This is a genomic window from Microbacterium sp. NPDC058021 (genome assembly GCF_042885955.1).
Taxonomy (GTDB): domain Bacteria; phylum Actinomycetota; class Actinomycetes; order Actinomycetales; family Microbacteriaceae; genus Microbacterium.
This window is the reverse complement of sequence record NZ_JBHVRF010000001.1, coordinates 270566-297384: the sequence shown is the minus strand read 5'-3', so window position 1 is coordinate 297384 and position 26819 is coordinate 270566. Positions and strand designations below refer to the sequence as shown.

General features: G+C 71.6%; 26 protein-coding genes. 16 read left to right on the top strand and 10 right to left on the bottom strand.

Annotated elements, in window-relative coordinates:
- Positions 1-35: 35 nt before the first annotated feature.
- The 5 genes from ACFVR6_RS01440 to ACFVR6_RS01420 form a co-directional block, all read right to left on the bottom strand.
- On the bottom strand, positions 36-872 hold the full coding sequence (locus tag ACFVR6_RS01440) for a UbiA family prenyltransferase (protein WP_386958112.1): 837 nt from the start codon (positions 870-872) through the stop codon (positions 36-38).
- 74 nt (positions 873-946) lie between these two features.
- A complete protein-coding gene (locus ACFVR6_RS01435; protein WP_386958110.1) occupies positions 947-3148 on the bottom strand; it encodes an ATP-dependent Clp protease ATP-binding subunit in 2202 nt (733 codons plus the stop codon).
- 218 nt (positions 3149-3366) lie between these two features.
- Positions 3367-4341 (bottom strand): GlxA family transcriptional regulator, encoded by a 975-nt coding sequence (locus tag ACFVR6_RS01430; RefSeq protein WP_386958108.1) that lies wholly within the window; start codon positions 4339-4341, stop codon positions 3367-3369.
- A gap of 232 nt (positions 4342-4573) precedes the next feature.
- A complete protein-coding gene (locus ACFVR6_RS01425; RefSeq protein WP_386958813.1) occupies positions 4574-5674 on the bottom strand; it encodes a glycosyltransferase in 1101 nt (366 codons plus the stop codon).
- Positions 5675-5700: 26 nt separating this feature from the next.
- The gene (locus tag ACFVR6_RS01420; protein ID WP_386958106.1) at positions 5701-6912 is read right to left on the bottom strand and encodes a glycosyltransferase; all 1212 of its coding nucleotides are present in this window, start codon (positions 6910-6912) and stop codon (positions 5701-5703) included.
- 144 nt (positions 6913-7056) lie between these two features.
- Between ACFVR6_RS01420 and ACFVR6_RS01415 the strand changes: the two genes are divergently transcribed.
- Positions 7057-7653 carry a hypothetical protein gene (locus tag ACFVR6_RS01415; protein ID WP_386958104.1) on the top strand — a complete coding sequence of 199 codons (597 nt, stop codon included), beginning with the start codon at positions 7057-7059 and terminating at the stop codon, positions 7651-7653.
- Positions 7654-7689: 36 nt separating this feature from the next.
- Here the strand turns inward: ACFVR6_RS01415 and ACFVR6_RS01410 are convergent, their stop codons facing one another.
- Positions 7690-8796, bottom strand: a complete 1107-nt coding sequence (locus ACFVR6_RS01410; protein WP_386958102.1) for an AI-2E family transporter — start codon at positions 8794-8796, stop codon at positions 7690-7692.
- Between the two features lie 89 nt (positions 8797-8885).
- Here ACFVR6_RS01410 and ACFVR6_RS01405 point away from each other — a divergent pair, with 89 nt between their 5' ends.
- The 15 genes from ACFVR6_RS01405 to ACFVR6_RS01335 all read left to right on the top strand — a co-directional run bounded on the left by ACFVR6_RS01405 (position 8886) and on the right by ACFVR6_RS01335 (position 21402).
- Complete coding sequence (locus tag ACFVR6_RS01405; protein ID WP_386958101.1) at positions 8886-9683, top strand: potassium channel family protein; 798 nt, start codon at positions 8886-8888, stop codon at positions 9681-9683.
- 70 nt (positions 9684-9753) lie between these two features.
- The gene (locus ACFVR6_RS01400; RefSeq protein ID WP_386958099.1) at positions 9754-10044 is read left to right on the top strand and encodes a type VII secretion target; all 291 of its coding nucleotides are present in this window, start codon (positions 9754-9756) and stop codon (positions 10042-10044) included.
- Position 10045: 1 nt separating this feature from the next.
- A complete protein-coding gene (locus ACFVR6_RS01395; protein WP_386958097.1) occupies positions 10046-11428 on the top strand; it encodes a hypothetical protein in 1383 nt (460 codons plus the stop codon).
- Positions 11425-12003, top strand: coding sequence for a hypothetical protein (locus ACFVR6_RS01390; protein WP_386958095.1), 579 nt, complete (start codon positions 11425-11427; stop codon positions 12001-12003). Before ACFVR6_RS01395 ends, ACFVR6_RS01390 begins: the two co-directional genes overlap by 4 nt.
- Positions 12000-12608 carry a hypothetical protein gene (locus ACFVR6_RS01385; RefSeq protein ID WP_386958093.1) on the top strand — a complete coding sequence of 203 codons (609 nt, stop codon included), beginning with the start codon at positions 12000-12002 and terminating at the stop codon, positions 12606-12608. Before ACFVR6_RS01390 ends, ACFVR6_RS01385 begins: the two co-directional genes overlap by 4 nt.
- Positions 12605-13195, top strand: coding sequence for a hypothetical protein (locus ACFVR6_RS01380; RefSeq protein ID WP_386958091.1), 591 nt, complete (start codon positions 12605-12607; stop codon positions 13193-13195). Before ACFVR6_RS01385 ends, ACFVR6_RS01380 begins: the two co-directional genes overlap by 4 nt.
- Positions 13196-13413: 218 nt before the next feature.
- Positions 13414-14151, top strand: coding sequence for an SDR family oxidoreductase (locus tag ACFVR6_RS01375; RefSeq protein WP_386958089.1), 738 nt, complete (start codon positions 13414-13416; stop codon positions 14149-14151).
- A gap of 12 nt (positions 14152-14163) precedes the next feature.
- Positions 14164-14748, top strand: coding sequence for a TetR/AcrR family transcriptional regulator (locus ACFVR6_RS01370; protein ID WP_386958087.1), 585 nt, complete (start codon positions 14164-14166; stop codon positions 14746-14748).
- Positions 14749-14751: 3 nt separating this feature from the next.
- Positions 14752-15732, top strand: a complete 981-nt coding sequence (locus ACFVR6_RS01365; RefSeq protein ID WP_386958085.1) for an NADPH:quinone oxidoreductase family protein — start codon at positions 14752-14754, stop codon at positions 15730-15732.
- The gene (locus tag ACFVR6_RS01360; protein ID WP_386958083.1) at positions 15729-16472 is read left to right on the top strand and encodes a glucose 1-dehydrogenase; all 744 of its coding nucleotides are present in this window, start codon (positions 15729-15731) and stop codon (positions 16470-16472) included. The genes ACFVR6_RS01365 and ACFVR6_RS01360 overlap by 4 nt, the downstream gene beginning before the upstream one ends.
- A 99-nt stretch (positions 16473-16571) precedes the next feature.
- Complete coding sequence (locus ACFVR6_RS01355; protein ID WP_386958081.1) at positions 16572-17306, top strand: ABC transporter ATP-binding protein; 735 nt, start codon at positions 16572-16574, stop codon at positions 17304-17306.
- Positions 17303-18019: an ABC transporter ATP-binding protein gene (locus ACFVR6_RS01350; RefSeq protein WP_386958079.1), complete on the top strand. Its 717-nt coding sequence runs from the start codon at positions 17303-17305 to the stop codon at positions 18017-18019. Before ACFVR6_RS01355 ends, ACFVR6_RS01350 begins: the two co-directional genes overlap by 4 nt.
- Positions 18019-18897, top strand: coding sequence for a branched-chain amino acid ABC transporter permease (locus ACFVR6_RS01345; protein ID WP_386958077.1), 879 nt, complete (start codon positions 18019-18021; stop codon positions 18895-18897). The genes ACFVR6_RS01350 and ACFVR6_RS01345 overlap by 1 nt, the downstream gene beginning before the upstream one ends.
- Entirely contained in the window at positions 18894-20096 is a 1203-nt protein-coding gene (locus ACFVR6_RS01340) for a branched-chain amino acid ABC transporter permease (RefSeq protein WP_386958075.1), read from the top strand. The genes ACFVR6_RS01345 and ACFVR6_RS01340 overlap by 4 nt, the downstream gene beginning before the upstream one ends.
- Positions 20097-20100: 4 nt before the next feature.
- Positions 20101-21402: an ABC transporter substrate-binding protein gene (locus ACFVR6_RS01335; protein WP_386958073.1), complete on the top strand. Its 1302-nt coding sequence runs from the start codon at positions 20101-20103 to the stop codon at positions 21400-21402.
- Positions 21403-21577: 175 nt separating this feature from the next.
- Here ACFVR6_RS01335 and ACFVR6_RS01330 read toward each other — a convergent pair whose 3' ends face one another.
- The 4 genes from ACFVR6_RS01330 to ACFVR6_RS01315 form a co-directional block, all read right to left on the bottom strand.
- Positions 21578-22585 carry a hypothetical protein gene (locus ACFVR6_RS01330; RefSeq protein ID WP_386958071.1) on the bottom strand — a complete coding sequence of 336 codons (1008 nt, stop codon included), beginning with the start codon at positions 22583-22585 and terminating at the stop codon, positions 21578-21580.
- Between the two features lie 148 nt (positions 22586-22733).
- The gene (locus ACFVR6_RS01325; RefSeq protein ID WP_386958811.1) at positions 22734-24332 is read right to left on the bottom strand and encodes an AMP-binding protein; all 1599 of its coding nucleotides are present in this window, start codon (positions 24330-24332) and stop codon (positions 22734-22736) included.
- An 81-nt stretch (positions 24333-24413) separates the two neighbouring features.
- Complete coding sequence (locus tag ACFVR6_RS01320; RefSeq protein ID WP_386958069.1) at positions 24414-25640, bottom strand: acyl-CoA dehydrogenase family protein; 1227 nt, start codon at positions 25638-25640, stop codon at positions 24414-24416.
- Positions 25640-26674, bottom strand: coding sequence for a phosphotransferase family protein (locus tag ACFVR6_RS01315; RefSeq protein ID WP_386958068.1), 1035 nt, complete (start codon positions 26672-26674; stop codon positions 25640-25642). The genes ACFVR6_RS01320 and ACFVR6_RS01315 overlap by 1 nt, the downstream gene beginning before the upstream one ends.
- Positions 26675-26819 lie beyond the last annotated feature (145 nt).

The following is a 26819-nucleotide window of genomic DNA, read 5'->3' as shown; positions in this document are numbered from 1 at the left end:
GCACGAATGCTCACTCGGCGGCGGCTCGGGGGGGGTCAGGCGGTCAGGGAACCGGGCGAGGCGACCAGCTGCACGGCGAGCAGGAGGGCGGCGGCCATCACCAGCCGGAAGACGATGCGATCGGGCGGGCGCACGAGCACCCGCACCACGGTGGCGAGGGCGAGGGCGGCGACCGCCGCGAAGAGCACCCACGCCAGCGGGCCGGCGGCACCGGCATCCGCCGCGCCCCAGAGCACCGCACCCGCACCGACGAGCACCGCGACACCGGCCAGCGCGGCCGCCGGGCGGGCTCCGAGGCGGTGCGCGAAGCCGCGCACGCCGGTGCGGCGGTCGTCGTCGAGGTCGGGGAGCACGTTGGTCAGGTGCACCGCGGCTCCCAGCGCGCCGCCGGCGACCCAGGCCCAGGGCGCGGCGAGCGCGGGCGGGTCGGCCGACAGCGTCGCGAGCGAGGGGAAGATGCCGAAGCTCACGATGAACGGCACGATCGACAGCGGCGTGGACTTCAGCCACGCGTTGTAGGCCCACGCCGAGGCGAGGGCGACGGCGTGGGCGAGGAGCATCCCCACGCCGAGGAACCCCGACAGCACCAGGGCCGCAGCGAGGGCGGCGAGGGCGGCGATCCACGCGGTGCGCGTGGTCACCTCGCCGCGGACGAGCGGCTTGTCGTCGCGGCCCACGGCCCGGTCACGGTCGGCGTCGATCGCGTCGTTGGAGATGCCGACCGAGAGCTGGCCGCACAGCACGGCGGCCGCGAGCAGCGCGACCCGCCACACGTCCAGGCCCGCCGCGACACCCAGGGCCAGCGCGAGCACCGTGACCACGACCGACGGACCGGGGTGCGAGGCCCCCCACAGCGCCCGAAGCGTGATCACGCCTCGATGCTCTCACGGACGGGCGAAGCGACGCGAAAGCCGGGCACGCCTCACGCGCGCCCGGCTTCGCGCGATCAGTCGTCGAGCAGTTCCGCCTCGATCACGTCGTCCGTCACGGTCGTCTCGGCCTGGCCCTCGCTGGTGAGCACCAGCCCCGAGCCGTCGGCCGCAACATCCACCCGCACCAGGTCGCCGTCGCGCACTCCGCCGCCGAGGATCGCCATCGCGAGGCGGTCCTGGATCTCGGACTGGATCAGCCGGCGCAGCGGGCGCGCCCCGAAGAGCGGGTCGTAGCCGCGCTCGGCCAGCCACGCCCGGGCATCCGGAGTCACCGCCAGCGTCAGGCGGCGGTCCTTGAGGCGACGCTGCAGCGCGTCGACGGACAGCTCCACGATCTGCGACAGGTCGTCCTCGGTCAGCGCTTGGAAGACCACGACGTCATCGAGCCGGTTGACGAACTCGGGACGGAACGCCTGGCGCACCAGCGCCAGCACCTGCTCGCGCTTCTCCTCGAACGACAGGGTCGGGTCGATCAGGATCGGCGAGCCGAGGTTCGAGGTGAGGATCAGGATCACGTTCTTGAAGTCGACCGTGCGTCCCTGACCGTCCGTGAGGCGGCCGTCGTCCATGACCTGCAGCAGCACGTCGAACACCTCGGGGTGGGCCTTCTCCACCTCGTCCAGCAGCACGACCGAGTAGGGCCGGCGGCGCACCGCTTCGGTGAGCTGACCGCCCTGCTCGTAGCCGATGTAGCCGGGAGGGGCGCCGACGAGCCGGGAGACGGAGTGCTTCTCGCCGTACTCCGACATGTCGATGCGCACCATGGCGTGCTCGTCGTCGAAGAGGAACTCCGCCAGGGCCTTCGCCAGCTCCGTCTTGCCGACACCCGTGGGCCCCAGGAACAGGAACGATCCCGTCGGCCGGTTCGGGTCGCTGATGCCGGCACGCGAGCGACGCACGGCGTCGGAGACGGCCTTGACGGCCTCACGCTGCCCGATGATGCGCTTGCCGAGCTCGCCCTCCAGGTGCAGCAGCTTCTCGGTCTCGCCCTGCAGCAGGCGCCCGAGCGGGATGCCGGTCCAGGCGGCGATGACGGCGGCGATGTCCTCGTCGGTCACCTGGTCGCCCACCATGCGCTCACCCTCGGCGCCCTCGGCGCTCTCGGCCTCCATCACCTGGCGCTCCAGCGCCGGGATCTCGGCGTACAGCAGCCGCGATGCGCGCTCGAGGTTGCCCTCGCGCTGCGCCCGCTCGGCCTCGACCCGCGCCGCATCGAGCTTGGTCTTCAGGTCACCGACGCGGTTGAGCGAGGCCCGCTCGCGCTCCCACCGAGCCTGCAGGCCGGCGAGCTTCTCGCGCTCGGCGGCCAGCGTCTCGCGCAGCGCGGCGAGGCGCTCCTTCGACGCGGCATCCTTCTCCTTCTTCAACGCCAGCTCTTCCAGGCCGAGCCGGTCGACGTGACGGCGCAGCTCGTCGATCTCCAGCGGCGCGGAGTCGATTTCCATGCGCAGCCGCGACGCGGCTTCGTCGATGAGGTCGATGGCCTTGTCGGGCAGCTGGCGGGAGGGGATGTACCGGTTGGACAGGGATGCCGCGGCTACGAGGGCGGCGTCGGCGATCGCGACCTTGTGGTGCGCCTCGTAGCGCTCCTTCAGACCGCGCAGGATCGCGATGGTGTCCTCGACGCTCGGCTCCCCGACGTACACCTGCTGGAAGCGGCGCTCCAGCGCGGCATCCTTCTCGATGAACTGCCGGTACTCGTCCAGCGTGGTCGCGCCGATCAGGCGCAGCTCGCCGCGGGCGAGCATGGGCTTGAGCATGTTGGATGCCGCGACCGAACCCTCGCCGCCGCCGGCGCCCATGAGCACGTGCAGCTCATCGATGAAGGTGATGATGCGGCCGTCGGATTCGGTGATCTCCTTGAGCACGCTCTTGAGGCGCTCCTCGAACTGCCCGCGGTACATCGCGCCGGCGACGAGCGCCGAGATGTCGAGGGCGACGAGTTCCTTGCCCTTGAGTGAGTCGGCCACGTCTCCCGCGACGATGCGCTGGGCGAGGCCTTCGACCACGGCGGTCTTGCCGACGCCGGGCTCGCCGATGAGCACGGGGTTGTTCTTCGTGCGCCGGGTGAGCACCTGGCTGATGCGGCGGATCTCACTGTCCCGCCCGATGACCGGGTCGAGCTTGCCCTGCCGGGCACGGTCGGTCAGGTTGATGCCGAACTGCTCCAGAGCGCTCTGGGACTCCTCCTGACCGGGCTGTTGCGTCGCGTTCATTCGTTCTCCTGAAATCTGTGGGGTCTCAAACTTGAGCCTGAATGACTCAAGTTTACCACCCGGGGGTCGCTAGGTCGAGGGGGGCGGCGGTGGCCGCGGCATCCCACCCGTCGCCCCGCACGCGGAGATCTGCCGAAATGCGGCCGGGATGCCGCAGGATCACCGCATTCGGGCAGATCCCCTCACCTCGGCGACGGAAGCCGGCTCAGGCTCGCGACTCAGGCGGCGGGCTCGGCCTCGGAACGCGCGCAGCTGAAGCGCGCGCGGTAGGCGGTCGGGGTCATCCCGAGGGTGCGGGCGAAGTTCTGTCGCAGCACCGCCGCCGACCCGAATCCCGATTCGTCGGCGATGCGATCGAGCCCGAAATCGGTCTTCTCCAGCAGCCGCTGCGCGTGGATGAGACGCTGGCGCGCCAGCCACGCGGCGGGGGTCGCGCCGTGGTCGGCCTTGAACCGGCGCGCGAACGTGCGCGGCGACATGTGCGCGCGGGCGGCGAGCTGCTCGACCGAGAGGTCTTCGCGCAGGTTCTCGACCATCCAGTCGGTCACCGGCGCGAGGGACTGATTCACCGCGACCGGCAGCGGGCGGGAGATGAACTGCGCCTGACCGCCGTCGCGCTGCGGCGCGATCACCATGCGCCGGGCGATGGTGTTGGTCAGTTCGGCGCCGAGCTCCTGGCGCAGCAGGTGCAGGCATGCGTCCAGGCCGGCGGCGGTGCCGGCGCTGGTGATGATCGTGCCGTCCTGCACGTAGAGCACGTCGGGGTCGACCTCGATCTGCGGGTAGTCGCGCGCCATGATGTCGGCGTACATCCAGTGCGTCGTGGCGCGGCGCCCGTCGAGCACGCCCGCCTCGGCGAGCACGAACGAGCCGCTGCAGACACTCAGCACCCAGGCACCGCGCGCCACGGCGCGGCGGACGACATCGAGCACCCGCGGATCGCTGCCGTTCCACAGCTCACGCGGCACCGGGCAGATGACGACGAGGTCGGCCTCGTCGGCGAACGCGAGGTCGGCATCGACGTTGAGCGAGAAGCCGAGCTTCGACGGGACCACGCCGGGGTCGGGCGTGACGACCCGGAAGTCGAAGTTCGGCACACCGTCGTCGGTGCGGTCCAGCCCGAAGGCCTCACAGGCGACACCGAACTCGAACGGGGCGAACCCCGGCTGCACCACGCACGCGACGGTCTTCATGGCAGTTATCCTACGCGCGATGGCCGCACTGCCACTAGTGGCAGTTTGCGCGCGAGCGTAGCGTTTCCGCCATGATCGCTATCCTGGTTCTCACCGCCCTCGGCATCGTCGCGTTCGTCGCCACGATGGTCGAGCTCCGGCGCGACGGCTACCACCGCGTGCCGAACGATCCCGCCCGTCACCTCTGAGACCGCGGGGCGCGGCCATCGCGCCGCGCCCTCGGCGGAGGGCTTCAGCGTCGGACGAGCGAGGTCACGGCATCGAGCAGGATGCCGGCCGAACGCTGCCAGGTGAAGCGCGCGATGTGGGCGGTTCCGTCCGCGATCACGCGCCCCCGGACGCCGGGGTCGTCGAGTGCCGCGACGGCCGCCGCGACAGCGGTGGCGTCGTGCGGGTCGACGTACAGCGCGCCGGGGCCCGCGACCTCGTGGAAGATCTCCATATCGCTGACGACGGCGGGGACGCCGAGCGCCAGGGCCTCCGCAAGCGGCAGCCCGTACCCTTCGTCGAGGCTCGTGGAGGCGAGTACGGCGTTGTCGGCGAGGGCCTCCGCATAGGCGGCATCGGTCACGCCGTTGTGGAAAACGACCGCGGCCTCGCCGGCGAGGGCCTGCAGCTGCGCGCGCCGTGCGGGCGAGATGCGCGACAGCAGGTGCAGCGTGCGGCCGGGCAGCAGCCGCATCGCGGCCACGAGCGTCTCGACGTTCTTGTAGGGCATGAACGAGCCCATGTAGACGACGTTGCGGATGGGCCCGTTCACGCGCACCGCGTCGGAGCCGCCGGGGAGGAGGTCGACGAGGCGCTGCGGGGCGTTGGGGATGACGACGACGGGGCGCCGGGTGAGCCGGGCGGCGGCGAACTGGCGGCGGCTGGTCTCACTCACGGTCGCGACCATGTCGGCGGCGTTGAGGGTGAGCCGCTGCGGCACGTAGCTGAGGTGGAACAGCCGCCACCCCAGCCGCACCGGCGCCGGCAGATCGCGCGGCGGGGTGCGGTGCCGGTAGTAGATCGTGTCGTGCAGCGTCAGGATGAGCGAGAACCGCCGCCCCAGCGACCCGATCGTCTGCATGGGCGAGAACACGACGTCCGGCTCGAACCGGTTCAGCAGTCGAGCCGTGAAGGGCTCACGCCACGAGGTGGGCGCGTGCAGCGCCAGCGTCTGGGAGCCGTCGGGCAGCAGCCTCACCTGCCGCGCGTCATGCACGAGGTAGGTCACCTCGACGCCTTGCCCGGCAGCGGCTTCGTGGACGGCGGCGGCGAGCTCGGCGGAGTACCGGCTGATGCCGTCGTGGAAGTCGGTGCGGATGTAGCGGGCGTCGAAGAACAGCCGGATGCCGCGTCGCCCGGACTGCGCTGCCGTCATGGGGTCAGCCGGTCGCCCCGGTACAACGCCTCGAACGTGTCGAGCGTGCGGGCGATGTCGTGGATCTCGACACCCTTGAGCGAGGCCCGCTGCATCGCGACGTACGCCTCGGGCGACGCGGTCAGCACACGGGTGAGCTTGGCGGCGAGGTCGTCGGCGTCACGGGGGCGGAAGAGCCACCCGTTCGCGCCCACGTCGACCAGGTGCGGCAGCGCCAGCGCGTCGGCGGCGACGATCGGCAGACCCGACGCCATCGCCTCCATCGTGGCGATCGACTGCAGCTCGGCGATGGAGGGCATGGCGAAGACGCTGGCGCGGGAGTAGAGCGAGCGCAGCTCGTCCTCCTCGACGCGCCCATGGAAGCGCACCCTGTCACTCAGGCCCAGTTGCGCGCTGAGCGCGTCCAGCGCCTTGCGCTGATCGCCCCCGCCGACGATGTCGACGGTCACATCCAGTGCGGGGTCGAGCTTGGTCACCGCGTGCAGCAGGGTGTCGATGTGCTTCTCGCTCGTCAGGCGCCCGACGAACAGGATGCGGTTGCTCTCGCGCGGCGCCAACTGCGGGGTGTAGTTCGACGCGTCGATGCCGCAGCTGATGGGGATGACCCCGGCGATGTCGATGGTCGACTCGAGGAAGTCGGCTGCACGGCGCGTGGGCGTGGTCACGGCACGGGCGATGTGGAAGGTGCGTTCGGCGTCGTCCCACGCGGCCTTGAGGAAGACCTTGTCCAGCAGCGGCGGCAGCGTCGTGAAGTCGAGGATGTTCTCGGCCATGACGTGGTTGGTGGCGATGACCGGGATGCCGCGCTGCTTGGCGATGCGGGAGAGCCCGCGGCCGATGACGATGTGCGACTGGATGTGCACGACGTCGGGCTGCACCTCGCTCAGCACCTTGCGCGCGTAGTGCTTGGCACGCCACGGCCACACGAACCGCAGCCAGTCATGCGGAGGCCAGCGCACGGCCGGGAGGCGATGCACCGTGAGGGGCACACCCTCGATGACCTCGGTCCTCACGGGGAAGCGTCGGTACTTCTGGCCGGGGGCGACGACGTGCACGTCGTGGCCGCGCTGGGCCAGACCGGCGGCGAGGCGTTCGGCGAAGCGCGCCGCGCCGTTGACGTCGGGAGCGAACGTGTCGCACCCGATGACGATCTTCAGGGGACGGTGAACGGCGGGTTTCGCGGGTTCGGGTGTCGCGGGGGAAGTCACGGAGGGTGGCTGCCTATCTCTGCGTCGCGCCGCAGGGTATGACGGCGCGGCCCCACTCTACCCGAGCCAGGCGCCAGACCCCCAAGCCGGCCACTCGAAGCCGACGCACAGCGAAGCGCTCGGGCACCCGGCTACCGTGGAGCCATGTCGCGACTGCAGGCCGATGCCGATCCCCAGCGTTGGGTGCCGGTGACCGGTTCGCTGGGGCTCCGCGGCCGCCGCCACCGCAAGGTCGCGATCGGCATGCTGATGGAGCAGGCGAACACCGCGATGGGCGCCACCCCGCGCCCGGGCGGCCGGTTCGCGGCGTGGGTGATGAGCCAGGCCGCGCCGCTGCTCATGCGCAAGGCCGACGGCCGGGTGCTGGCGTGGGTGTGGAAGGACGACCCGGCACTGCTCGTGGCGATGGCGCAGATCCAGCAGGCGACCCCGCAGCTGCGCGTGGCCCGCGCTTCGATGCCGATGGAGTACGACGACACCGAGTCGTTCCGCAATCCCTACCTCGGCGTGGGCGAGAAGCTCGCCGTGACGCTGCCGTCGGGAGACCCCGCACCTCCCCCGTTCGTGACGTACACGTGGGACACCGGGACGCACTTCGTGACGCTGACGGCGGTGTGCAGCGACCGCGAGCGCGTCGGCACGGTGCTGGGCGCCGTGGACGAGGTGGCGCGCACCCTGCGCGTCGTCGACGATCTGCCGGTGGGCTCGTCGCCCGACGTGCTGCGCATCGAACCGAGCTGAGCCCGCGCGCCCGGTCTCACCCGCGCGCGGCGGTCATCACTCCTCCTCCTCCGGTTCGGGACGCACGGACGGCACCGGTCTCGCCGGCCGCGCCGAGCCGTCTCCCGACAGCCAGCGCACCCACCACGTCTGCGGGTCACCGTCGAGCACGAGCGCGCGCACCGCCAGCGTGAGCGGAATCGACAGGATCGCGCCGAGCGGACCGATGATGAACGTCCAGAAGACGACCGAGAAGAAACTCAGCGTGAGTGTGAGGTCGACGGCATCGCTGACGAACTTCGGCTGCACCAGCACCTGCAGCGTGACGTTCACGACGCAGTAGATGGCGATCACCACGAGCATGAGCGGCCAGCCGCCCACGACCAGCGCCAGCAGCGCGGGCGGGATGAGCCCGATGACGAAACCGACGTTGGGGATGAAGTTCGTCACGAACGCGAGGATCGCCCAGACGATCGGCGCGGGCACCTGCAGCGCCCACAGCGCCAGCCCGTCGATGATCGCGACGATCGCACCGAAGCTCGCGTTGACGATGTAATACCGGCGCACACCGGTGTTGAACCGCTGGAAACGCCCCACCGTCGGGGCCACCTGCGCGCCGAACACGTCCTCGACGTGGGCGTAGCGGGCGGCGTCGACGGCCATGAAGATCACGTAGGCGAGCACGAAGAAGAAGGCGACGAGGATGCCGAGCGTCGCGCTGCCGAGCGAGGTGGCCCACGACAGCAGGTTCGAGGGGTCGAGCACGGAGGCCGCAGCATCGGATGCCTCCTGCTGCACGCCGAGCCCGCCGAGCCATTGCGTGATGCTCTCCGCGGTGTCACGCAGGTCGTCTTGGAAGTCACGCACGAGGCCGACGAACTGCGCCCCCGCGATGTACAGCAGCGCCGCCATGATCGCCAACACGGCGTAGGCGAGCACGATGACCGCGGAGGTGGCGGCCCAACGCGGCCATCCGCGCCGTTCGAGCGGCCCGCGCATGGGATGGCAGATGATCACGATCACCGCGGCGAGCGCCAGCGGGCCGATGAGCTCCTGCGCCGCGTGCGCGCCGGCGAGCACGATGACCGCGGCGGCGAGGACGAGGAGGACCCGCAGCGACGGCGGCAGGACGGCGGGCGGGCGGTCCGACGGGGCGTGTGTCACGCGGCCAGGGTAGCCGGGCAGCCTCTGTTGCGGGAGTCGATCCCGCGCGCCCCGCGACGCGCGCGGGCTGCGTCGCTATCGTGTGCCACATGACGCAGGCGTCGACGGCGATCTCTCCACGCACGCTGGTGTGGGAGGACCGCACGGCGTGGCCCATGTTCGTGCTGTCTATCGCCTTCTTCGTGTCCTGGGTGTGGCTGCTGTCGGATGCCGCGCTGTCACCGGGGTGGCGATGGGCGCTGGGCGCGACGGTCGGGATCACATGGGCGGCCTTCATCGCGGACTACGTCGTGCGCGTCGTCCTCAGCGGACACCCGGCCCGGTTCCTGCGGGAGCGCTGGTTCGAGGGGGTGTCCCTCGTCGTGCCGTACCTGCGTCCGTTCGTGATCATCGCCTACATCTGGCGTGTGCCGTGGTTCAGCACGACGGCCGGCCGGCAGCGCATCCGCATCGTGATCTCCGTCTCGCTGTTCACGTTCCTGTTCGTCTTCACCGCCTCGGCGCTGGTGTGGCTCGTGGAGCGCGGCGACCCGGACGCGAACATCGTCAGCGTCGGCGATGCGATCTGGTGGGGGTTCGCCACCGTCGCCACCGTCGGCTACGGCGACTATGTGCCGGTCACGGTGCCGGGGCGCGTGATCGCGGTGGGGCTCATGATGGGCGGTCTCGTCGTGCTCGGCGCCACGAGCGCCACCGTGATCTCGGCGCTCACCGACCAGATGCACCGCGCCACCGCGCGTCGGGTGCACGAGCACGAGCTGGCCCACCGCGCCGGGGTGCCGACCGACTCACCGGACGCCGCGCCGCCGCCGCCCGCGCCGAATGAGCCGGGCGACGCGGGCACCGGCGCGGATGCCGCCGGCTCCCGGCCGCCACACGGGACGTGAGAGGGCGGCGCAGATCCGATGGGGAGAGGTCCCCATCGGCCGTATCGCCCGGATTGCGTAGGGTGAACCCATGCCTGGCCGCCTCCACGTCGACACCGAGACGATCGGCTCGCTCTCATCGAATCTCGGCAGGATCCACCGCACGCTCTCGTCGGCGAACACCGACTCGAACGACCTCGCCGGAATGATCCCGCACGAGCGGCTCGCCGGCGTGGTGGGCGACTTCGCCGACCAGTGGGACCGCCGCCGCGCTGATCTGACCGAACAGATCGACGTGCTCAAGCAGAAGGCCCGGGTCACCGCGGACGCCTTCCAGGACGTCGACGGCGAGCTCGGCGATGCCGTCGAAGGAGAGGGCTGACATGTCCACCCCCGCCCACGAGATCGCGCCCATCCCCGGCGACCCCGCCGGCATCCGGAGCAAGGCGACCAAGTTCACGCGCATGGCCGAGGCCATCACGGAGTCGATCGCACTGCTGGAGGCGGTCGTGCGCGAAGCCGAGACGCAGGACAGCGAGGCCGTCGACGCGCTCGCCGGCGCCGTGGGCAACACCCGCGAGCGGCTGCGCGACCTGCATGACCGGTACGAGGTGGCCGGCTCCCAGCTCACGACGTTCGCCGACGTGCTCGAGACCGCGCAGCGCCAGGCGCAGAGCGCCGTGACGGCGCGCGACCAGGCGCAGTCGGACGTGCGCCGCCTGGAGTACCGACTCGCCGACGCGCGCGACGCGGTCAACTCCACCGTCGACCCCGCCGAGCGCACCGAAGCCGCCCGCTACGCCGCCGGCTACTCGCAGAGCCTGCAGTTCGCCCAGGCCGACCTCACCGCCGCGGGCACCTCCCACGCCGCAGCGCTGCAGTCCGTGCGCGAGGCGGGCAACGCCGCCGCCGACGCCATCGCCCGCACGATCGGCGACGACGGCGTCAACGACTCGCTGTGGGACCGCGTCTCGGGCGCCGCCAAGGACTGGATCAGCGCCAACGCGGAGTGGCTGTCGGTGGTGAAGAACATCCTCGGGGCGATCACGGCGATCGTCGGCCTCGTGAGCATCGTCTTCCCCGTGCTCGCGCCCATCGCGCTCGGGCTGGCGGCGGCCACCGCCGTGCTGAGCTTCGCACTGGCATCCGCCGGTGAGGGGTCGTGGCTGGAGTTCGGCCTCGACATGCTGGGCGTGCTCACCTTCGGTGTCGGTGCGGTCGCCGCCAAGGGCGTGGGCCTCGCCCTGAAGGGCACCCAGGTGCTGCGCGGGCTCACCTACAACCGCCAGGCGACCTCGCTCATGCATCGCATCATCTCCCCCATCGCCACGCGCCGCAGCGCCATCGCCGCGGTGGGCGACGAGTTCCAGCGGCTGCTGCCGGCCGGACAGCAGCTGATGACCCGGATGCCGCAGACCACCTTCGCGCAGCGCTTCACCCACGAGTGGCTCGAGCTGTCGGGCCGGCAAGTTGAGCAGTTCCGCACGATCCTCCCGCAGGCGCAGCTGGGTGCCGGCGGCATCCGAGCCGCGTTCGTCGAGGGGATGGGCGAGGCGACCGCGAGCGTCTACCGCGGCGCCGCCACCCTGGGTACCGTCATGGACGGCGCAGGGATCGCGACCCTCGGGCTCGATCTGCGTGCGGCGGCGGAGTCCACCTCGCACATCCCCGGCCTCGACGACCTCGCCGGCGGATGGTCGACCGTCAAGGAAGCCACGACGGTGCCGGCGGGGACGAGCTGGCAGACCCACGGGATGCCGCGATGACGCCGATGCCCGCGCCTGCGCAACGGGATCGCATCGAACGGCTGTCGAAGAAGCTCGACCGTGTGGTCATCGGGTCGGTGATCGTCTGCGATCTGCTGCCGATCCTGGCGCAGCTCGTGGCCGCGCTCGTGCACGGCATCGTGACCGGTGCCTGGCCGGCCCACCGGGGCCTCGGCTACGGCGAGGGCTTCCCGCTCTGGGATCCGCTGCTGTGGCTGGCGTGGGGGCCGGTGCTGTGCGCCGCGGCGTGGATCGTCGTGAGTCTGCCGGTGCCGCTGCGTCGCCCCGGACTGCCGGGACGCGGCCAGCAGCTGCTCATGCTGCTGGTGATCTACGTCGTCACGATCGCCCGCGTCTCCGGGTTCCTCGGAGCTCCGGGGATCTGGGGCGGGGGCACCGAGGCGATCTTCGTCGTGATCCTGGGGCTCGGCGCGCTGGTGCTCGTGCGCATCGTGCTCGGCTGGCTTCGGCTGCTGCCCCGCTCGTGGCGCCAGTACCTCGACGCCGAGGGCAACCGCGTGCAGCCCGAGAAGTTCGGGACGCGCCGCTCGCCGCTGGCCGGGGTGCCGCAGTGACCGGGACCGCGGGGGCGGGGGCCGGGACCGCGGGGGCCGGGGTCGGCGCGGGGGCAGCCGGGGTCTCCTACCGTCTCGTGCTGCCGCCCGGGTGGCTGCTGCTGCCGGTGCGAGACCGCTCCGACGCCGAGCTGCGTCGACTCATCACCGACCAGTACGCGCATCTGCCGCGCGACAGCGCCGGCCCCTACATCGGCCGCCTCGCCGACGCCGTGATCGACGGCGCGCGCCAGGCCCGGGAACTCGACGTCATCGACATCCTGCTGCCGCTGGGTACGCCGTGGCGTGCACCGGTGTCGACGTCGATCGCCGTCGCGGTGGGCCGCGATTCGGCCGTGCCCGAGGGTGAGGTCGTCGAGACGGCTGCGGGCGAGGCGTGGCGACTGCTGCTCGAGCGCCCCGGCCAGGCGCTGCGGCGGGTGGAATACGTGTGGCGGGTGCCGGATGCCGCGGACACGCTGCTCGTGGCATCCTTCTCGATCGTCGGCGACGACGACCCCGAACTGCAGCCCATCGTCGACGCCCTCACCGGCCTCTGCGACGCGATCCTGTCCACCGTGCGCTGGGAGCGCGACGACCCGACCGCACCGGAGGCCACCGCGTGAGCCTGCTCATCGACTGGGATCGCGAGCGCTGGCTGTACCTGCCGACCGCGTTCCCGTGGCATGTGTACCCCGACGAGGATGCCTGGATCGACACGATCACCGGCGCCTTCGTCCGCGCCGGCTGGAGCGCCGGGGAGGCGGGCTGGCTCGGGGACTACGTGCGGGGGCTCCGTGCCAACAACCAGGGCGGTGCGCACCGGTTCGCCTGGCTCGTCGACCCGCGCAAGCTGCTGCTCTCGGTCGACGTGTTCGACCTGCCGGCGGACCCGGCAGCGACGCTGCACGACCTGACCGGCTCGGACGGCACCCCCGTCGACACCCGCGAGCCGTTCGTCGCGGAGATCGTGGCGTCGGGGCTCGGCCCCGGCACCCGGGTGGAGCGCGTCATCAGGGTGCCGCGCTCCACGCACGAGACGATCGGCGAGCCGCAGGAGGAGGTGCTCATGCTGGTGGCGTGGGTGTTCCGCTCCGCCGAGGCCGACGTGATCGTCTCGGTGACGCACAGCGAGCCGGCCGTGCTCGCCGCCGCTCTGCCCGAGGTGGAGCAGCTGATCGACACGATCACCCCCGCCCCCACCGGCGAGTGAGCATTCCCCGACGCGAGTGAGCATTCGGCATCCCGAGTGAGCATTCGATGACACGAGTGAGTACTCGGCGACGAGTACTCACTCGGCAGCGCCAATACTCACTCGGCGATGCGAATGCTCACTCGGCAGCCGGGATGGGCGGCTGTGTCGGCGGGGAGGTGGTGTAGGGTCATACCGACCGGGCGGTATGCGGCCGGGGTGTTGCGCGAGGAGGCGCCATGCAGAGGTTCGAGGGCACCGTCTCTCTCATCACCGGGGCGAGCCGGGGCATCGGGTTCGCCATCGCCCGGCGCCTCGTGGCCGAGGGCGGATCGGTCGTCATCACCGGCCGCCGACCGGAGCCGCTGGCCGAGGCCGTCGCGCTACTCGGCGACAGGGCCACCGGCGTCGCGGGCCACGCCGACGACCCGGTGCACCGTGACGCCGTGTTCGCGCACATCCGCGACACCCACGGGCGCCTCGACCACCTCGTCAACAACACCGGGATCAACCCCGTGTACGGCCCGGTGCTGAGCATCGACGCCGACGCCGCGCGCAAGATCCTCGAGGTCAACGTGCTCGGCGCGCTGGAGTGGACCCGCGACGCCGTGGCCGCGGGCCTCACGACCTCGGTCGTCAACATCGCCTCCATCGCCGGCGTCGCCGCGAGCCCCGGCATCGCGTTCTACGGCATCTCCAAGGCGGCGCTGATCAACCTCACGATGCAGCTGGCCGACGAGCTCGCTCCCGTGCTGCGGGTCAACGCCGTCGCCCCCGCCGTGGTCAAGACCCGCTTCGCCCGCGCCCTCTACGAGGGACGGGAGGCGGAGGCATCCGCGCCCTACCCCCTCGCACGCCTGGGGGAACCCGACGACGTCGCCGGGCCGGTCGCGTTTCTGCTGTCACCGGATGCCGCGTGGATCACCGGCCAGACGGTGCTCATCGACGGGGGCGCGTCGGTGCGCCCGATCGGTTGAGAGGATGAACGCATGAAGCAGACCAGCGTCGCCGACGCCGTCACCCGTGCCGCTGTCGACCTTTTCGCCGAGCAGGGCTACGCCAACACCAGCGTGCAGCAGATCGTCGAGGCCGCCGGGGTCACCAAGGGCGCGATGTACCACTACTTCGAGTCCAAGGACGACCTGCTGTTCGGCATCTACGACCGCCTGCTGACGCTGCAGAAGGCGCGCCTGGACGAGATCGTCGCCCGCGGCGGATCGGCCGACGAGGTGCTGCGCGCGGTGTGCGTCGACGTGATCGAGACCTCCATCCAGTACCTCCCCGAGGGCACGGTGTTCTTCCGCAGCGCCCACATGCTCTCCGCGCCGCGCCAGCAGGAGGTCACCCGTCGGCGGCGCGCGTATCACGACGAGGTCGACGCGCTCATCGCGCAGGGCCAGGCCGAGGGCCTCTTCCGCACCGACATCCCGGTGCCCGTGCTCATCGCCCACTTCTTCAGCGACGTGCACTACCTCTCGCACTGGTACTCCCCCGCCGGCCCGGAGTCCGCCGCGCAGGTCGCCGCGCAGCTGACCGACCTCTTCCTCACCAGCATCCGGACCACGAAGGAGTAGCCCATGCGCGCTTGGCACGTCACCCGCCACGGAGAACCCGAAGCCGTCCTCGAACTCGTCGAGGTCGCCGACCCCGAGGCGGCGGAGGGCGAGGTGCTGGTGCAGATCGGCGCCGTGGCCGCGAACTTCCCCGACGTGCTGCTCTCCCGCGGTGAGTACCAGGTGCGCCCCGATCTGCCCTTCATCCCGGGCGTGGAGTTCGCGGGCACGATCGTCGCCCTCGGCCCCGGCGTCGAGGGCTTCACCGTCGGCCAGCGCGTCGTCGGCGGCAAGATCGGCGTGCTGAGCGAGCTGGCCGCCGTCCCCGCGCGCGACCTGCATCCCACCCCCGACGCACTCGACGACATCGCGGCATCCGGCCTCATGATCGCCTACCAGACCGCCTGGTTCGCCCTGCACCGCCGGGCGGCCCTGCAGGAGGGCGAGTGGCTGCTCGTGCACGCCGCTGCCGGCGGCGTGGGGGCCGCGACCGTGCAGCTGGGCGTGGCGGCGGGCGCCCGTGTGATCGCGGTCGTCGGCAGCGAGGCCAAGGCCGCCGTCGCGCGCGACCTGGGCGCCGAGGCCGTGCTCGTGCGCGGTGTCGACGACATCCCCGCGCGGGTCAAGGAGATCACCGCCGGCCACGGCGCCGACGTGATCTTCGATCCGGTGGGCGGCTCGGCCTTTGACGCCTCCACCCGATGCGTCGCGTTCGAAGGTCGCATCGTGGTGATCGGCTTCGCCAGCGGCGAGATCCCGACGCTGCGCACCAACGTCGCGCTGGTCAAGAACTTCGCCGTACTGGGGCTGTACTGGGCGCTGTATTCGCAGCAGCGGCCCGACCTCGTCGCCGAGGCGCACGCACAGCTCACGCGCCTCGCGGCATCCGGTGCCATCCGCCCGCTCGTGGACGAGGTGGTCCCCTTCGAGCGCGCCCCCGAGGCGATCCAGAAGCTCGCGGGCGGACAGACCACCGGGCGGGTCGTGATCGAGGTCGCGTCGTGACGTCACCGTTCGATCTGACCGGGCGCACGGCCCTCGTCACCGGCGGGTCCCGAGGCCTCGGCGCCGCCTATGTGCGGGCCCTGCACGCCGCGGGAGCGAGCGTGGTCGTCGCCGACGTGCTCGACGACGCCGGGCGGGCCCTGGCCGGCGAGCTCGGCGCGCGCGCCGCCTTCCTGCATCTGGACGTCACCGACGAGGCGGGGTGGGATGCCACCGTCGCCGCGACCGTCGAGCGCTTCGGCGGCCTGGACGTGCTGGTCAACAACGCCGGCATCGCCAACGCAGCCCCGATCGAGCACTACACGGTGGCCAAATGGAACGCCGTCATCGCGGTGAACCTGACCGGCACGTTCCTGGGCTGCCGCGCCGTCGTCCCGGCGATGACGTCCGCCGGGGGCGGATCCATCGTGAACATCTCCTCCGTCGAAGGGCTGCGCGGCAGCCCGGGCCTGCACGGGTACACGGCGGCGAAGTTCGGCGTGCGCGGGCTGACGAAATCGCTCGCCGTGGAGCTGGGCCCCCGCGGCATCCGCGTGAACTCCGTGCACCCCGGCCTCATCCTCACCGACATGACCACGCGCATCGACCCGGACCGCATCGACATCCCCCTCGGGCGGGCCGGTGAGCCCGACGACGTGACCGGGACGATCGTCTTCCTCGCCGCCGACGCCTCCCGCTTCACCACCGGGGCGGAGTTCGTCGTCGACGGCGGCATGGTCACCGGCATCCCGCACAAGTAATCGCCCCGCCGACGGGCGCCGAGGGGCCACGGGAAACGCAACATACCGGCTGGTCGGTTTATGAGGTACAGTGGCGTCACCCGACACGAAGAGGTGCCGATGACCACTCCCGCTGCCCCCGTTCCCCGGCTCGCCGTGGAACGCCTGACCGTGACCTTCGGCGGCCTCACCGCGCTGCAGGACGTCTCCTTCGACGTGCCGGCGGGCGAGGTTGTCGCCCTCATCGGGCCGAACGGCGCCGGCAAGACCACGGTGTTCAACGCGGTGTGCGCGCTCGTGCGCAGCCGTGGCGACATCCGCTTGGACGGCCGCCCGATCCCCCCGCACACCTCGGCACTGACCGGCCTCGGCGTCGCCCGCACCCTGCAGGGCCTCGGACTGTTCGAGGGCGCCACCGTGCGCGAGAACGTGACCGTGCCGCTGAGCGCGCCGGGCAAGGCCAAGGATGCCGCCGCCCGCGTCGCCGCCGAGCTCGCCGCCCACGACCTGCTGGCCGTCGCCGACCGCCCCGTCGCCGCGCTCCCCTACCCGGTGCGCAAGCGCGTCGCCCTCGCCCGCGCCCTCGTGAGCGACCCGCGGCTGCTGCTGCTGGACGAACCGGCCGGCGGCCTCGGCCACGACGACATCGCCGCCCTCGCCGGCACCGTGCGCGCCACCGCCGACGCGGGGTGCGCCGTGCTGCTCGTGGAGCACCACGTCGACTTCGTCATGTCGGTCGCCGACCGGGTGGTCGTGCTCGATTTCGGCCGCGTCATCGCCCGCGGTACCCCCGACGAGGTGCGCACCGACCCCGCCGTCGAAGAGGCGTACCTGGGACTGAAGGCCACGGCATGAACGGCGCGCTGTCGTTCCACGAGCTCACCGTCGGGTACGGCGGCGAGCCGGTGCTGCACGAGGTGACGTTCGCCCTCGAGCCGGGAGAGATCGTGGCGCTGCTGGGCGCGAACGGCGCCGGCAAGACGACGCTGCTGCGGACCCTCGCCGGTTTCGTGCGGCCGCGAGCCGGCACGATCCGCCTCGACGGCGACGACCTTGCCCGCCTCAGCCCCGAGGACCGCGCCCGCCGCGGCATCGCCCAGGTGCCCGAGGGGCGCAGCGTCGTGGCCGAGCTGACGGTCGATGAGAACCTGCGCCTGGGGGCGCTGTGGCGTCACCGCGGCCGTGCCCGCGAGACCGCGATCGCCGAGGTGTACGAGCTGTTCGAGCCGCTCGCGCGCCGCCGCTCCAGCGACGGGCACCAGCTCTCCGGTGGCGAGCGGCAGATGCTGGCCCTCGGCCGCGCGCTCGTCTCCCGTCCCCGTGTGCTCACCCTCGACGAACCGTCGCTGGGGCTCGCCCCGCTCGTGGTCGCCCAGCTCATGGCGACTCTCCGGGACGCGGCGGCCCAGGGCGGCATGACCGTGCTCCTGGCCGAGCAGAACATCACCAGCGCGCTGTCGATCGCCGGTCGCGGCGTGGTGCTGGACCTCGGTCATGTCGTGGCGGATGCCGCGGCATCCGCCCTCGCAGACGACACCGCCCTGCGCCACGCCTACCTGGGATTCTGATGGACCGACTCGCCTTCCTCCTCGCCACCGGCCTTGCCCGGGGAGCGATCTTCGCCCTGTTCGCCCTGTCGCTCGTGCTGATCTGGCGCGCCGCGCGCATCATCAACTTCGCGCAGGGCGCGATGGCCCTGGTGGCGACGTATCTCGCTTTCGCGGTCACCGCCCTGACCGGCTCGTATGCCGCGGGCCTGGCCGCCGGCATCCTCGGGGGCGCCGCCGTCGGGTTCGTCGTCGAGCGCGGGCTCATGCGCCACGCACCCCACGGTTCGCCGCTGTCGGGCATCATCGTGGCGATCGGTCTGGTCATGGTGCTGCAGTCGCTGCTGGGGATCTTCTTCGGTCCGCAGTACCGGCCGATGGCGGCGCCGTTCGACGAGACGCCGATCTTCGTCGGCGGGGTGCCGCTGCTCTCGCCGTACGACATCTTCGTGCTCGTCGTCGCCCTGGCCGTCATGGGCCTGCTCGCGCTGCTGTTCACCCGCACGTCCCTCGGCCTGCAACTGCGGGCATCGGCGTTCGCCCCCGAGGTGTCCCGGCTGCTCGGGGTGCGCGTGGACCGCATGGTGACGATCGGCTGGATGCTCTCGGCGGCGGTCGCGGCCCTCGCGGCGATGCTGCTGATCCCCACCGAGCTGGGGCTGAACCCGCACTCCACCGACATCCTCTTCGTCTACGCGTTCACCGTCGCCGTGGTGGGAGGGCTGGATTCTCCGGTGGGCGCGCTGCTGGGCGGCCTCGTCGTCGGCGTCGTGATGAGCCTCGTCACCGGCTACCTCGGCTCCACCGTCGCCCCGATCGGCGTGCTCGTGCTGCTGGTGGCGGTGCTGCTGGTCAAACCGGGCGGCATCTTCTCGATGCGAGAGGCGCGCACCGCATGAACGGCCTCCGTCGTCCTCGCCTCCTTCCCGGGCTCACCGGCACGCCGCGCGTGCTGGTGACCGCGGTCGCACTGACGGTGCTCGCCCTCGGCGGCACGTTCCTGCTCGATCCGTTCCGCAACTTCCAACTCGCCACGGCCGCGGCCTATCTGTGCGCCGTCGCCGGGCTGACGCTGCTGATCGGACTGAGCGGGCAGCTCTCGCTCGGCCATGCGGCGCTCATGGCTGCGGGCGGCTACGGCTACGCCCTGGTCTCGAACGCGCTGACGGATGCCGGCGTCGACGCGGTGCCGCGATTCCTGCTGGCCTTCGCCGGCGGTGTCGTGATCGCGTGCCTCATCGGTCTGCTGCTGGGGCTCGCCGCCGCACGGCTGCGCGGGCCCTACCTCGCCGGCCTGACGCTGGCCCTGGTCATCGCCCTCCCCGCCATCACGAGCGTGTGGTCCGCGCTCTTCCGCGGCGACCAGGGGTTGCAGACGGCGTACAACCCGGTGCCGACGGCGCTGGAGCGGCTCATCGCCCTCGAGCAGTGGCAGGCGTGGGTCGCGATCATCGTGGCATCCGTCGTGGTCACGGCCCTCGTGCTCGTGCGGCGCGGGTCGCTCGGCCTGCGGATGCGCGCGGTGCGCGATGACGAGACGGCCGCGCGCCTCAACGGCGTGCCCGCCCGGCGCGTCAAAGTGACCGCGTTCACCGTCAGCGCGGCTGCCGCCGGCGCCGGTGGTGCTCTGCTCTGCTTCATCACGCAGTCGGTGAGCCCCGGCGTCTACACCCTCGCGTTCTCGCTGCTTCTCGTGGTGGCTGCCGTCGTCGGCGGGCTCGGCAGCATCGGCGGTGCCGCGATCGGCTCGGTCGTCATCGTCGTGCTGCCGTGGGCGCTCGGCGCCGGCACGGCAGCCCTCGACCTTCCCACCGACCTCGCCCAGCGCCTGTCCGGCAATCTGTCGGTGCTCGTGTTCGGGGCGCTCCTCATCATCGTGATGCTGGTGCGACCCGACGGGCTCGCGGGGCTGGCCGGGGCGTGGCGGCGACGGCGGGGGCGGGGGGCCGGTGGTGCTGCCGCATCCTCTGCCGCTGGTTCCGCCGCACCCGCTGCTGCTGGTTCCGCCGCTGCGGCCACGTCCGCGCCCACTGACTCCTTCGCTTCCGCCGGCCCGGCGGAAGCCGACCCGTCCCGCACCATCCCGATTGAAAGGTGATCCCATGTCCCACCAGAGCCCAGCGCCGCGCTCTGCCGTCCGCCGAGCAGGCGGACTGATCGCGGCATCCGCCCTCGCCCTCGGCCTCGCTGCGTGCAGCACGCCGACGGCTCCCGCCGACGGTGGAGGAGAGGGCGACAGCACCGGCGTCACCGACACCACCGTGACGATCGGCACCCACACGCCGCTGACCGGCCCCGCCGCGGCGGGCTACTCGTCGATCTCGGCCGCCGCGACCGCCTACTTCGACTACCTGAACGATGAGGGCGGCGTGAACGGCCGCACGATCGAGTTCATCGTGAAGGACGACGGCTACAACCCCGCCAACACGCAGACCGTCGTGCGCGAACTCGTGCAGCAGGACGAGGTGTTCGCGATCCTCAACGGCCTCGGCACCGCGACGCACCAGTCGGTGCTGGAGTTCCTGAACCAGAACGGCGTACCCGACCTGTTCGTGGCGTCGGGCTCGACGTCGTGGAACCAGCCCGACACCTACCCGAACACGTTCGGCTTCAACGCCGACTACGTCGTCGAGGGTGCGGCGCTCGGTCAGTACGCCGCCGATGAATACCCCGACAAGGCCGTGTGCGTGCTGGGGCAGGACGACGACTTCGGCGACGAGTTCATCGAGGGCGTCGAGCTCGCCCTCGGCGCCGACGGCATCACCGAGACGCAGCGCTACTCGGTGTCGAACCAGGACGTCACCGCGCAGATCGGCGCCCTGCAGGCGGCCGGATGCGAGATCGTCACGCTCGCGACGATCAACGGCTTCACCGCGCTCGCGGTGGGCACGGCCGCACAGCTGGGCTGGTTCCCGCAGTGGTTCGCCTCGTCGTCGGGGGCGGACTACCCCACGCTCGTCGGCTACCTCGGCGAGGACATGGCACCGAAGCTGCTGCAGGGCTTCACCGGCACGAACTACCTGCCGATGGCCGACGACGAGTGGGTGACGCTCTTCCGCGAGATCAACGACGAGTACAACGGCGGCGCGCCGTTCGACGGCAACACGATCTACGGCATGAGCGTGGCGTACCTGTTCGCCGAGGCCCTTGCCGCCGCGGGTGAGGACCCCACGCGCGAGAGCCTGATCGAGGCCGTGTCGTCGGGGGACCTCGTGGGCAACGGCATCCTGCCGCTGTCGTTCGGCGATGGCAGCCACGCCGCCTACCTCGGCGTCGGCATCACGACGGTCGACCAGGGTGTGCAGGACTACCTCGACGCCACGTATGAGGTGAGCGACGACGGCGTGACCGCCGTCGACCGGGAGCCGGTGCCGCTGTCAGGCGCCGGGGTCCCCGGCGCCTGACGCGCCGCGCCCCAGGGCCGCGACCGCCTCCGGGCGGTCGCGGCCTTCGCGTTGCCGGGGTGCTCGCGAGCGTGCCGCCGAGTGAGCATTCGCGGGGTCGAGTGAGTACTCGTCGCCGCGAGTGAGTATTCGCATCGGTGAGTGAGTACTCGCCGCTTCGAGTGAGTACTCACCGTCACAACGGCAGGATGTGTGCCCCGGGCATCCGCACCCCGTCTGCCTTCAGCTTCGTCGCGAGCGTCGTCGGTGCGTCGAGGTGCTCCCACCCGCACCGCGTGAACCGCCGCCCCGTCGCCGTCTCGATCCACTGCTGGCGCGACCGCTGCCGCTCCAGGATCTCGGACACCGTGCGCCCGCCGGTCAGGGCGGGATCGGTGTACTTCGTCAACCCGTCGAACTCCCACCAGAATCCGACGTCGTCGAGACCGGCATCCACCCGGAAGATCAGTCCGTTCGGCCCCGGCACCACGACCTGCAGGCGTGGTGTGGCGAAGCCGAGGAGGAGCAGGTACAACCGGCCGGTGGATTCGCCCGGCCCTTCCGCGCGGCCGTCGGCGAGTTCCAGCACCCACCGCGCCTGGCGGATGCCGCGAGCGCCCGGCATCCGGAAGACCCGCTGCCAGAGGCGCGCACGGAACTCCTCCGCCGCCACATCGTCGTACACCTTCGCCCCCTCATCCCACGCGACGCGACGTATCGCTGCATCCGCCACCGACAGCGCCGCCTCGAGCCGCAGCGCGCGGATCGCATCCACGACGGTGCGCTCGAGGGAGGTGACGAGCAGACCGTCGACGAGCACGATGTCCTCCTCCGGAAGCGAATCACGGTGGCGGAACACGGTCGGATGCGAGCGCGTCGCGGCCCCCGCGCGCATGGTCACGTGCGTGCGCCGCGGCTTCGTGCGGAACAGCGGAAGCCCGTGCATCACGACGGCGCTGACGTAAGAGATGACGGCCGCGTCCGTGCGCATGCCGCGGACCGTCGCCGCAATGGCGAGTCGGTGCTGCTCTTCGGCGTAGAGCGACGCGTACTCGCGCGCGGTCAGCTCCCACTCACCGTGAAGCCGGGCGAGCGTGCCTCGCGCAAGCCGCTGTCGCACCTCGCGTCGCACCTCTTCGCGAAGGAGACGCTCGGGGATCTGCGGGTCGACCGACGTGTTCACCGGGATCGCTTCGATGGTCATGTGCCGATGATCGTCGGATGCCGCCCGTCGGATGCGCGCGCGGGCGCCATCCGGGGATGGATCCGCAGAAACGGTTGCTGGGGAGTACTCGCTCGGGGCTACGAGTGCTCACTCGGTGGCTCGAATGCTCACTCGGCAGCGGGAATACTCACTCGACAGCGGCGGCGGGCGAGAACTGCGCGACCAGCTCCCGCTTGAGCACCTTGCCACTGCCGCCGAGGGGAAGCTCCGCCACCACGTGCACCACTCGCGGATACTTGTACGCCGCGATCCGCTCGCGCGTGAACGCGATCAGCTCCTCGGCATCGATCCCCTGGCCATCGTGCGGCACGACCGCCACGTGCACCTCCTGCCCACGCAGGTCGTCGTGAATCCCGAACACGGCCGCCACCGCGACGCCCGGATGCCGCGCGATCACGGCCTCCACTTCGGTCGGGTACACGTTGTATCCGCCGCGCACGATCATGTCCTTCTTGCGGTCCACGATCGTCAGCACGCGGTCGACGTACCGGCCCAGGTCACCCGTGCGGAACCAGCCATCCACGATCGTCGCCGCCGTGGCATCCGGTCGTCCCAGGTACCCCTTGAACAGGTTGTGCCCGCGCACGACGACCTCGCCGAGCGCCTCGGGGTCGTCGAGCACCACGATCGCGTCCTCGCGCTCGGGGTCGGCGATCGCGATGTCGACGCCCCACAGCGGCCGGCCGACAGTTCCCGGCCGGATGGGCTCGGTGAGCGTGTTGGACGACACGATCGGAGCGGTCTCCGTGAGCCCGTAGCCCTCATGCACGTCCGCGCCGTACGCGTCACGGAACGCCTCCAGCACGGCCACCGGCAGCGCCGCACCGCCGGAGACGGCGTATCGCAGCGGCGGCCTCGCGTCGCTGCGGCGAGCGGCCTCCAGCATCCCGACGTACATCGTCGGGACCGCGGTGAACACCGTCGCCTCGTGCGCCACCATGAGCTGCAGCGCCTCGTCGGCATCGAACCGGGGCAGCAGGATGATGGAGGCTCCGACACGCAGGGCCATGTTCATCACGGCGGTCTGCCCGAAGGTGTGGAACAGCGGCAGCCCGCCGAACACGACGTCGCCGGCGCGCAGGTCGAACGAGTCGATGAGCGTGCAGTGCACCTGCTCGACGAGTGCCAGATGCGATCCGACTGCCCCCTTGGGGGTGCCCGTGGTGCCGCTCGTGTACAGGATGGTCGCCGGATCCGAGGGCCGGGTGGGCGTGAGCCGGGCGATCGGCTCCGCGCCCGCGGCCTCCACCTCGAGCCGCGGCAGATCGCCGACGGGCGGCGGCGTGCCGGCGGGCAGCAGCACCGTGACGACAGGGATGCCGGTGGCGGCCGCGGCAGGCATCGCCTCGCCGAGCAGCGGGGCGGCGACGACGAACAGGTCGGCCTCCGCGTCGCGCAGCACGTACGCGATCTCGTCCGCCTTGAACAGCAGGTGCACGGGCACGACGACCGCGCCCAGCGCGAGCACGGCGAAGTACACGCGGGCGAAGTCGGGCACATTGGGCACGATCATGGCGACGCGGTCGCCGGGACGGATGCCGCGGGCGTGCAGCGCGCCGGCATACGCGCGGGCCTCGTCCCACAGCTGCGCGTAGGTCGTGGTGGCGCCGGCGAAGTGCAGCGCGGGGCGGTCGGCGTGGCGCCACGCGGATTCGGCGAGGATGCTCGCGACCGACAGGGTCGCGAAACCCGGGTCGTCGATGGCGGGGTCGGGTCGGTGGTTCACGGTGGTCCTTTCGTCGTTGAACGGAACAGCTGTCTGAGTACTCACTCGGCGACGCGAGTGCTCACTCGGGGGCTCGAGTGCTCACTCGGGGGCTCGAGTGCTCACTCGGGGGCGCAGCTCGGCGCGGCCGAGGCTGTTGAGATGCACTTCGTCGGGGCCGTCGGCCAGGCGCAGCGTCCGGATGCCGGCGAACAACTCCGCCAGCGGGGTGTCCTGCGACACCCCCGCACCGCCGAACACCTGGATCGCCCGATCGAGGATCCGCTGCACCGCGCGCGGCACGGCGATCTTGATCGCCTGGATCTCCGTCATCGCGCGGCGGTTGCCCACGGTGTCCATCAGCCACGCGGTCTTCAGCACGAGCAACCGCAGCGCTTCGATCTCGATCCGCGATTCGGCGACCCATTCGCGGATCACCCCCTGCTCGGAAAGCGTGCGACCGAACGCCACGCGTTCGTTCGCACGCGCCGTGATCAGCGCGAGGGCGCGCTCGGCCGTGCCGAGCGCGCGCATGCAGTGGTGGATGCGCCCCGGCCCGAGCCGCGCCTGCGCGATCGCGAAACCATCGCCCTCCCCGGCGATCAGGTTCGCCGCCGGCACCCGCACCTCGTCGAACACGACCTCCGCGTGCCCGCCGTGGTCGCGGTCGTCGTACCCGAACACGGTCAGTGCCCGCTCCACCCGCACCCCCACCGCGTCCCGCGGTACCAGGATCATCGACTGCTGCCGGTGCCGCTCGGCATCCGGATCGGTCTTGCCCATCACGATGAAGATCGCCGCGTCCGGGTTCATCGCGCCCGTCGACCACCACTTGCGCCCCGACACGACGTACTCGTCGCCGTCGCGGCGGATGCGCGTGGCGATGTTGGTCGCATCGCTCGAGGCCACATCGGGCTCGGTCATGCAGAACGCCGAGCGGATGCGCGCATCGAGCAGCGGTTCGAGCCACCGCTCCTGCTGGGCGGGCGTGCCGAAGTCGTGCAGCACCTCCATGTTGCCGGTGTCGGGAGCGGCGCAGTTGAACGCGACCGGCGCGAGACGCGGGCTCCACCCCGTGATCTCGGCGATGGGCGCGTACTGCAGATTCATGAGGCCGGCCCCGCCCTCGCCGGGGAGGAACAGGTTCCACAGCCCGGCCTGCCGCGCGCGCGCCTGCAGGTCCCGGACGATCGGCCGGAAGCCCCAGTCGTCGGGCGTGGCATCCAACTGCTGCTGCAGCACCGGCTCGGCCGGCAGCACGTGCTCGTCGACGAAGGCGCGCGCCCGGGCGACGAGGTCGCGGGTGGTCTCATCGTGCGCGAAATCCATCAGAGCGCCTCCAGTCCCTGTCGGGCGAGCGGCTCCACGAGACCGCCCATCGCATCGAACCCGTCGCCGACGGTGTCGCCGGCGCGGAACCGGTAGTGGATGCCCTCGAGGATCACGGCGAGCTTGTACGCCGCGAACGCGCGGTACCAGCCGAGGGCCGGCAAGTCCACGCCCGCGTGCTCGGCGTACACCTGGGCGAGTTCGTCGAAAGCCGGATATCCGGCGGCGGGGTCCACGGCGCTCGGGATCGCCCCGCCGAACGCGTCGGGCATCTGGGCGATGTCCCAGTACAGCGCGAAGATCCCGAGATCGACGAGTGGGTCACCGAGGGTCGCCATCTCCCAGTCGAGCACGGCCGACAGCCGCGGGGCGGACCCGTCGACGAGGGCGTTGTCCAGGCGGTAGTCCCCGTGGACGACACCTGACCGGCGCGTCTCGGGCATCCCCTCGCTGAGGCGATCCTGCAGCACGTCGAGGGCGGGCGTCTCACGCGAGCGGGATGCCGCCAGCTGACGCCGCCAGGTGGACAGCTGCCGCTCGAGGTAGCCGTCGGGTCGGCCGAAATCGCCGAGGCCCACGGATGCCGCATCGACGGCGTGCAGGTCCGCGAGAGTGCGCACGAGGTCGACACTGACGCGGCGCAGCCCCTCGGGGGAGTAGGACGCGTTGTGGGCGGGCGTGGACAGCACGCGGCCGGGGGCGCGCTCCATGACGAAGAACGTGGTGCCGGTGATGGCGCCGCCGGTGTCGTCGACGACATCGACCGCGACCGGCACGGGAACCGGGGTGTCCGCGAGAGCCGAGATCACCCGGTGCTCGCGGCGCATGTCGTGGGCGCTGGCCAGCACGTGCCCGAGCGGCGGGCGGCGCAGCACCAGCGGACGACGGGCACCGTCGATCGCGTAGGTGAGGTTGCTGCGGCCGCCGGCGATCACGGTCGCCTCGAGGTCGCGGCCGCCGTCGGCGAGCTCCGGGTGGGCGGCGGCGAGCCACGCCGTCAGCGCCTGCACATCGAGCCCCGGCACGTCGGTCATCGTCGACCCCTTCCTCGCGCCGCGTCGCGCCGCCCGTCGAGCATACCGCCTGGTCGGTTTGTGTCCAACCCCGACCCTCCGCCCCCCTCTCCCGGGTCGGGGCGCGTATCGGGCACCAACCCCCGCCTCACCCGCGGTTCGGGGC

Excerpts from the sequence above, each read along its gene's own strand:
- ACFVR6_RS01315 (WP_386958068.1), bottom strand. The coding sequence starts at position 26,674 with ATGACCGACGTGCCGGGGCTCGATGTGCAGGCGCTGACGGCGTGGCTC.
- ACFVR6_RS01395 (WP_386958097.1), top strand. The coding sequence starts at position 10,046 with ATGTCCACCCCCGCCCACGAGATCGCGCCCATCCCCGGCGACCCCGCC.
- ACFVR6_RS01400 (WP_386958099.1), top strand. The coding sequence starts at position 9,754 with ATGCCTGGCCGCCTCCACGTCGACACCGAGACGATCGGCTCGCTCTCA.
- ACFVR6_RS01365 (WP_386958085.1), top strand. The coding sequence starts at position 14,752 with ATGCGCGCTTGGCACGTCACCCGCCACGGAGAACCCGAAGCCGTCCTC.
- ACFVR6_RS01355 (WP_386958081.1), top strand. The coding sequence starts at position 16,572 with ATGACCACTCCCGCTGCCCCCGTTCCCCGGCTCGCCGTGGAACGCCTG.
- ACFVR6_RS01415 (WP_386958104.1), top strand. The coding sequence starts at position 7,057 with ATGTCGCGACTGCAGGCCGATGCCGATCCCCAGCGTTGGGTGCCGGTG.
- ACFVR6_RS01345 (WP_386958077.1), top strand. The coding sequence starts at position 18,019 with ATGGACCGACTCGCCTTCCTCCTCGCCACCGGCCTTGCCCGGGGAGCG.
- ACFVR6_RS01405 (WP_386958101.1), top strand. The coding sequence starts at position 8,886 with ATGACGCAGGCGTCGACGGCGATCTCTCCACGCACGCTGGTGTGGGAG.
- ACFVR6_RS01390 (WP_386958095.1), top strand. The coding sequence starts at position 11,425 with ATGACGCCGATGCCCGCGCCTGCGCAACGGGATCGCATCGAACGGCTG.
- ACFVR6_RS01370 (WP_386958087.1), top strand. The coding sequence starts at position 14,164 with ATGAAGCAGACCAGCGTCGCCGACGCCGTCACCCGTGCCGCTGTCGAC.
- ACFVR6_RS01340 (WP_386958075.1), top strand. The coding sequence starts at position 18,894 with ATGAACGGCCTCCGTCGTCCTCGCCTCCTTCCCGGGCTCACCGGCACG.
- ACFVR6_RS01350 (WP_386958079.1), top strand. The coding sequence starts at position 17,303 with ATGAACGGCGCGCTGTCGTTCCACGAGCTCACCGTCGGGTACGGCGGC.
- ACFVR6_RS01330 (WP_386958071.1), bottom strand. The coding sequence starts at position 22,585 with ATGACCATCGAAGCGATCCCGGTGAACACGTCGGTCGACCCGCAGATC.
- ACFVR6_RS01335 (WP_386958073.1), top strand. The coding sequence starts at position 20,101 with ATGTCCCACCAGAGCCCAGCGCCGCGCTCTGCCGTCCGCCGAGCAGGC.
- ACFVR6_RS01435 (WP_386958110.1), bottom strand. The coding sequence starts at position 3,148 with ATGAACGCGACGCAACAGCCCGGTCAGGAGGAGTCCCAGAGCGCTCTG.
- ACFVR6_RS01430 (WP_386958108.1), bottom strand. The coding sequence starts at position 4,341 with ATGAAGACCGTCGCGTGCGTGGTGCAGCCGGGGTTCGCCCCGTTCGAG.
- ACFVR6_RS01320 (WP_386958069.1), bottom strand. The coding sequence starts at position 25,640 with ATGGATTTCGCGCACGATGAGACCACCCGCGACCTCGTCGCCCGGGCG.
- ACFVR6_RS01375 (WP_386958089.1), top strand. The coding sequence starts at position 13,414 with ATGCAGAGGTTCGAGGGCACCGTCTCTCTCATCACCGGGGCGAGCCGG.